Origin of the sequence: Pallidibacillus pasinlerensis (assembly GCF_009996845.1) — a bacterium.
In the GTDB taxonomy this organism is placed as follows: Bacteria; Bacillota; Bacilli; order Bacillales; family Caldibacillaceae; genus Pallidibacillus; species Pallidibacillus pasinlerensis.
On the sequence record NZ_JAACYS010000115.1, the window covers coordinates 1 to 4444 of the forward strand.

Here is a 4444-nt window from a genome sequence, read left to right on the forward strand (position 1 = left end):
ATATATCAATATATTGACACGCTTTCGAAAAAATAGTATTCTCTTATTTGGCAGGCCGATATAGGAAAAATATGGAAAAGAAGTACGCTTGGAACGGACTTGAAAAATATACAATAACTATTTAATTTCCATGAATTTTCTCCATATTTTTCTGTCCTTTTTGTCCATAAAAAAATACATAGGAGGTAAATTATGTTTAAATTTCTAAGACCCGCTCCGCATATTGAGCCTCTGCCTGCTGATCAGGTTGACGCAACTTATAAGAGGCTCAGAATCCAAGTCTTTATGGGTATTTTCTTGGGCTATGCGGCGTATTACCTGACACGTAAGGTGTTCTCCATCGCCATGCCTTATCTGTCAGAACAAGGATTCAGCATGACCGAACTCGGGTTTGCTTTATCCGCCATTTCTGTTTCATACGGAATCAGTAAGTTCGTTTCAGCATGGATTTCTGACCGAAGTAATGCCAAAGTATTCCTGCCTTTGGGACTTACTCTATCTGCAATTATCTGTATACTTATGGGTATTTTTCCAGTATTTACTTCAACTGTAACGATTATGTTTGTTATGCTTTTCCTGAACGGTTGGTTCCAAGGTATGGGCTGGCCGCCTTCCGGGCGTATTCTCGTCCACTGGTTTAGTGTCAACGAGCGGGGCACAGCTACTTCCATTTGGAACTGTGCTCATAACGTTGGTGGCGGATTAATGGCTCCTCTTGCAGTAGCAGGTGCCGGCATGTTTGCGGCCATCGGATTTGGTGTAGGAGACTATGGCGGCGTATTTATTTTGCCTGCGCTTGTTGCTATCTTGGTCGCTGTAGTTGCATACTTACTCATGAGAGATACTCCGCAATCATGCGGACTTCCGCCCATCGAAGTTTGGCGCGATGACTATCCGACCAAAGAAAAGAAGACATTTGAAAGAGAATTAACGGTCAAAGAAATTCTTTTCAAATATGTATTAAACAACAAATGGGTTTGGATTATCGCTTTTGCAAATATCTTTGTTTATTTCGTACGGTACGGAGTGTCTGACTGGGCTCCGATCTTCTTAAGCCAGGAAAAAGGCTTTAACATGTCTCAATCAGGTTGGGCGTATTTCCTTTACGAGTGGGCAGGAATTCCGGGAACACTGCTGTGCGGATGGATTTCCGACAAGGTGTTTAAAGGCCGCCGCGGCCCGGCTGGAGTCGTCTTTATGATCGGAGTTACGATTGCCGTTCTCGCTTACTGGTTCAACCCGCCCGGCAATCCGACAATTGATATGATCTGTCTCATTGCCATTGGCTTCTTAATTTACGGACCGGTTATGTTGATCGGATTGCAGGCTCTCGACTCAGTTCCGAAGAAAGCTGCCGGTACAGCAGCAGGTTTAACAGGCCTGTTCGGATACCTCGGCGGTTCTGTTGCTGCAAGTGCCTTGATGGGTATCTTAGTTGACAATTACGGCTGGAACGCCGGGTTTACAATGATGGTGGCAGGCTGTATTATTTCCACGATCTTGTTTGCATTAACTTGGAATGTACGTGGACAGGAAGTTGTGAAATAATAAAATGCTAACGAGTAAATAAGTGAAAAAGGATGGGTCACACCTGTCAAAAGGAAGAAAGACTCATCCTTTTTCTATAAGGTCTTTCACTATCAGATGCCAAGGCACGAAATAGAGTAGGATAACCTCTTTCAAGGCTACCCCCTCATCAAACCGTACGTGCCCTATTAAGGCATACGGCTTACCAATGTGTTACAATTAATACGTCGCTAACCTTTGCGCATATTGCATTTTACGGACACGGTCAGGAGTGTAAAACTCTTGACCCTTTTCTTTCGCTCTTTGTTTACGTTTTTCGAGTTCTTTTCGTTGTTTTTCTTTCATACGTTGGATGTAATTTTCTAAAGTAAATCCATAAATTTTATGATAGTAATACCAATATGCTGGTATTAAACCTATCTTCGCAAAGAATTCATTATTCCATTTTGTTTTCATAAGATAACCTTTTCTTTGGTTTGGATGACTGTGTATCATGGCAACTCTTAACCTTTTTCGTATGTAACCATCTATCGCTAATAACTCTTTTCCAAATGCTTGAAAGAATCAAGAACTTTTAAATCCAAATTGTGCATTGCACTTGATTGCTTCATAGATCGTCAGAAAATAGTTTACCTTGCCTCGAATGATTGGATTAACCTGCCCAGGCCATTTCTCTTTGCTGAGTGTGAGTGTTTTCCTTGTCTTTGCTTTTATTTTCTGACGAAAATCTTTCCAAGTTGTATCTTTTGGTTTAGCGATATAGTATGGTTTACCATCCTTTTTGCGTTTTCGCCAATGTTCAAATGTAAACCCTATGAAGTCAAAATCGTCATTATTGAAATCTACAAATTTCGTTTTCTCCGATGAGAGTTCAAGACCGAGTTCCGCTAGTTTCTCTTTCGTGACTTCTGCAGCTTTCTTGATGTCTTCCTCTGTTTTAGCAAACACTAGGAAATCGTCTGCGTATCTGACAAATCGAAAATTGTGCTCAGCCCACATCCAATCAAGCTCATTTAGATAGATATTGGCTAGTAGTGGAGAAATGACACCCCCCTTGGGGTGTTCCTGAAGCTGTTGCATGGTATTTTCCTTCCTCCATGTATCCAGCTTTTAACCATTTCTAAATCATGTCTAATACCGTTCCATCCGTAATGTATTTGTTTAACACTCTCATTAAGTTCTTATGCGGAATATTGTCGAAGAAGCCTTTGATATCTGCATCATAAATGTAGTTATATTCTTGTTCGATATTAGCCATGATTATTTGTAGGACGCGCTTCGCGCCTAGATTTGGTATAACCACATGACCATTTATGGAAAATGCCATTTTCGAATTTCGGTTGTAGCACATCTACTATAGCTTGTTGGACAATTCGGTCTTCAATGTTAAGGATTCCTAAAGGTCTAAGTTTGCTGTTCTTCTTTGGAATGTAAGGAGAATTTAACGGATCAGAGCCGCCGTACGGATATTATTTAAAAGATAAAAAGCTTATATGTACCAAGTTGAGCAAAATATTGAAAAGCTCAAAAAGCAGAAAGTGCAGTTAACCTCATTGCTTGCAGATAACAGTATTGATATTGAAGAATACCGCTTAACTATTGAAGAAATAATAAAAAAATTGATGATTTGATGTCCGATATACTGAAGTTAGAAAAATCTAAAGATCAATCCAAACGAGAACGAAAGAATATGAAACAACTAAAAAATGAATTAAAAGAATATATCCGTTTAAATAAATTAACTCCTGAGATGCTTCACCGTTTGGTTGATCGAATCGAAATAAAAGAAGACGGTCCACCGAAAATTTATTATCGGTTTGCAAATGATTTTTTTAATGCATAAAGGATATAGAAAAAGCCCGTTTCATTGATTTTCAGAAACGCGCTTTTCCAAATATTATTTTTTTATAAGCAACGCACAACACTCCACATGGCTTGGGGGGTAATCGCAGATATATGGATGTAGTAGTGTTTGCCTTACAAGATATAAATAACTTAAAAATTCTAAGTAAAATTAAATTTACGATTATTATATTTTATAAATGCAAACTTTTTAAAATTGATGTGTAACATCTTGAGAATATAATTACCTCATTAAATTAAAATTGTGTTGTAAAAATTTCAGCATAGATTGAACAGAAATAAATCCCGTTCGTTTAATAGGAAATTGTTCTATTCATGTTTTGAAATTTTTATAATAATTTTTCATGATAAATGTGTTTCTTCCTTTACCATCTAGCTGATCAAGATATCCAAGTAGCATTCTTAATTGATTATTTGAATAGCCCATTTTTAATCTTATATCTTTAGTGGAATCATTAGGTTTTCTAATTCTCATTATCTTTGTCATTTCATTAATATCAAACTGTGTTTTGAATGCCATAAATTGTGATAAATAATCTGAAATATTTACTTCATGAATAATATCTTTTTGTCCATCCCATTTAAAAATATTTATATGTTGTTGAAATAAATCTATATTATTTTCTTCAATTAAAAAACGATAAATAAGATCAGTCTTAATAATCGGTTTATCGTCATCTATATTTAAATATGACTTTTCCATTAGAAAGACAACAATTCCCATAAATAAATCAACTATTTGAAGTGGAATAGATTTATGTGATTCTTTATACCATGCTTTATTAACATAATATTTCATACCACGATAAATTGCATGTGCATTCATTTGCTGCTTTAACTTTGAATATACCTTCATTCTTCCATATTCAGGACTGTGATCGACTACAATTTCAACTGTTCTATAATCATTTGAAAGACCTCTAGTTAATCCATAAAAGAGTCTTTCTGGAATTTTAACATAAAATAAATTACGTAATTCTGTAACTGTAATATCGGCATTTCTAGCAAAATCAAATGCAATAGCGTTATCTACGACAAATATGTTAATTTGTAA

At 36.4% G+C, this 4444-nt stretch carries 7 protein-coding genes; 3 read left to right on the forward strand and 4 right to left on the reverse strand.

Features of this window, described 5'->3' with window-relative positions:
• Window positions 1–192 precede the first annotated feature (192 nt).
• Window positions 193–1548, forward strand: a complete 1356-nt coding sequence (gene glpT / locus GW534_RS15485) for a glycerol-3-phosphate transporter (RefSeq protein WP_161921882.1) — start codon at window positions 193–195, stop codon at window positions 1546–1548.
• A 198-nt stretch (window positions 1549–1746) separates the two neighbouring features.
• Here glpT and GW534_RS16200 read toward each other — a convergent pair whose 3' ends face one another.
• The 3 genes from GW534_RS16200 to GW534_RS16210 form a co-directional block, all read right to left on the reverse strand.
• The gene (locus tag GW534_RS16200) at window positions 1747–1983 is read right to left on the reverse strand and encodes a hypothetical protein (protein ID WP_202630971.1); all 237 of its coding nucleotides are present in this window, start codon (window positions 1981–1983) and stop codon (window positions 1747–1749) included.
• A gap of 108 nt (window positions 1984–2091) precedes the next feature.
• Window positions 2092–2607 carry a reverse transcriptase domain-containing protein gene (locus GW534_RS16205; RefSeq protein ID WP_202630972.1) on the reverse strand — a complete coding sequence of 172 codons (516 nt, stop codon included), beginning with the start codon at window positions 2605–2607 and terminating at the stop codon, window positions 2092–2094.
• A 40-nt stretch (window positions 2608–2647) separates the two neighbouring features.
• Window positions 2648–2785, reverse strand: a complete 138-nt coding sequence (locus GW534_RS16210; protein WP_202630973.1) for a DUF5010 domain-containing protein — start codon at window positions 2783–2785, stop codon at window positions 2648–2650.
• 235 nt (window positions 2786–3020) lie between these two features.
• Here GW534_RS16210 and GW534_RS16250 point away from each other — a divergent pair, with 235 nt between their 5' ends.
• Together GW534_RS16250 and GW534_RS15495 are read left to right on the forward strand one after the other, a co-directional pair.
• Window positions 3021–3158 (forward strand): hypothetical protein, encoded by a 138-nt coding sequence (locus tag GW534_RS16250; RefSeq protein ID WP_210253483.1) that lies wholly within the window; start codon window positions 3021–3023, stop codon window positions 3156–3158.
• Entirely contained in the window at window positions 3158–3370 is a 213-nt protein-coding gene (locus GW534_RS15495) for a DUF4368 domain-containing protein (protein WP_161921883.1), read from the forward strand. The genes GW534_RS16250 and GW534_RS15495 overlap by 1 nt, the downstream gene beginning before the upstream one ends.
• Before the next feature lie 333 nt (window positions 3371–3703).
• Here GW534_RS15495 and GW534_RS15500 read toward each other — a convergent pair.
• On the reverse strand, window positions 3704–4444 hold a 741-nt coding region (locus GW534_RS15500; RefSeq protein WP_161921884.1), incomplete at its 5' end, for a hypothetical protein.